2 protein-coding genes and 1 pseudogene are annotated in these 1,510 nt (G+C 69.8%); 1 reads left to right on the forward strand and 2 read right to left on the reverse strand.

The window, feature by feature from the left end; translation table 11 throughout:
* Positions 1–819 (reverse strand): annotated as a pseudogene (locus QMO14_RS33235) (cobyric acid synthase); the annotation flags it as partial.
* Between the two features lie 152 nt (positions 820–971).
* On the opposite strand from QMO14_RS33235, the gene QMO14_RS33240 reads away from it, so the two are divergent.
* Entirely contained in the window at positions 972–1,202 is a 231-nt protein-coding gene (locus tag QMO14_RS33240) for a hypothetical protein (RefSeq protein WP_301512386.1), read from the forward strand.
* A gap of 69 nt (positions 1,203–1,271) precedes the next feature.
* Here QMO14_RS33240 and QMO14_RS33245 read toward each other — a convergent pair.
* Positions 1,272–1,510 (reverse strand): TolC family protein (locus QMO14_RS33245; RefSeq protein ID WP_301512387.1); only part of this gene is annotated, 239 nt, incomplete at its 5' end.

Genomic DNA, 1,510 nt, shown 5'->3' on the forward strand with positions numbered 1-1,510 from the left:
ATTCGTCGAGATTGCTGATGCGCGGATAGGCGACGACGGCCACCGTGCGCGTGACGGTGCCGCTGGAGCGGCTGCGGTCGTCGAACACGCCGTCTTCCTCGGGCAGGCCGTGCTGCCACCACATGGGCAGCGTCGCCACCGTGGCACGCCGGTCAGCTCCTGCAGCTGCTGCGGGGCCGGCGCGAGCAGCGAGGCGTCGCCCCGGAACTTGTTCAGCACGAAGCCGCGCAGCAGCGCCCGGTCGGGCTCCGGCAGCAGCGCCCAGGTGCCGTACAGGTGGGCGAAGGCGCCGCCGCGGTCGATGTCGGTCGCGAGCAGGCAGCGCGCCTGCGCGTGGCGGGCGATGCGCATGTTGACGATGTCGCTGGCCATCAGGTTGATCTCGGCCGGCGAGCCGGCGCCTTCGATCACGACCACGTCGTTCTCGGCGCGCAGTTCGTCGAGCGCCTGCGCGATCCGCGGCCAGACGCGCTCGCTGCGGCCGCGCCAGGGCAAGGCGGAGAGCGCCTCGCTCACCTGCCCCATCAGCACCACCTGGCTGTGGGTGTCGCGCTCGGGCTTGAGCAGCAGCGGGTTCATGCGCACGTCGGGCACCGCATTCGCGGCCAGGGCCTGGAAATACTGGGCGCTGCCGATTTCGCCGCCATCGACCACCCGGGCGTTGTTGCTCATGTTCTGCGCCTTGAAGGGCGCCACCTTCAGGCCCCGGCGGGCATACCAGCGGCACAGCGCGGTGGCCAGCCAGCTCTTGCCGGCGCCGCTGGTGGTGCCCAGGACCATGACGCAGCGCGCCGGTCCGCTATTCGCCTTTGAACTCATCCGGGGATTGTCGTTGAGCGCCACGGCCGCCCGTCCGGATTGCGACATCTTTCACGCCCGGCCACTGCAAATGCGACCGGTGAATCCGCCGGGCGCTTTCCCGCGTACCCCCTGGCGTCGCACACTCTCGCAACAACACACCCCAGGGACCCATGCCAGCCTTGAACGATTTGGCGCTGACCGTCGAGGAACCCGAACCGGGCCAGTTCTTCTGGACCCTGCTCGAAGCCCATCACGCCGACGAAGCCTCCGAAACCCTGGACTACCGGGTCTACCGGAAGGCGGCCCGGCCGCAGGCCAGCTATTCCAACGCGATGGCCATGGGCGTGCTGGAGTTGCAAAAAATAAGCGCCGCCGCGAACCCCGCCGGCGAAACCGGCTGAGCCCACGACGGCGCAAAACCGCCTTGCGGCGTTCAGGCTGTCAATTTCTCGATTTCTGTTCCGGGCGGCTCAACGCGCAGCCACCGTGGTCCGTGCGCCAGCCGCTGCCGCCACCGGCGCCGGCACTTCCCAGCCCCCGCCGATGGCGCGAATCAGCCCCACGGCCGCCTGGTACTGGGCCGACTTCACCTGCAGCGCCTGGCGACGGTTGCGCAGCTCGCTGCGGCGGGCGTCGAGCAGGTCGAGCTGGCTGATGTAGCCGTGGCGATAGCGCGTGTCCGACAGGCTGGTCGCTGGGGCGGCCGAGG

The sequence above is a fragment of the Variovorax sp. CAN15 genome (assembly GCF_030462475.1).
In the GTDB taxonomy this organism is placed as follows: domain Bacteria; phylum Pseudomonadota; class Gammaproteobacteria; order Burkholderiales; family Burkholderiaceae_C; genus Variovorax.

Coding starts and splice junctions, on each gene's coding strand:
- QMO14_RS33240 (WP_301512386.1), top strand. CDS start 972: ATGCCAGCCTTGAACGATTTGGCGCTGACCGTCGAGGAACCCGAACCG.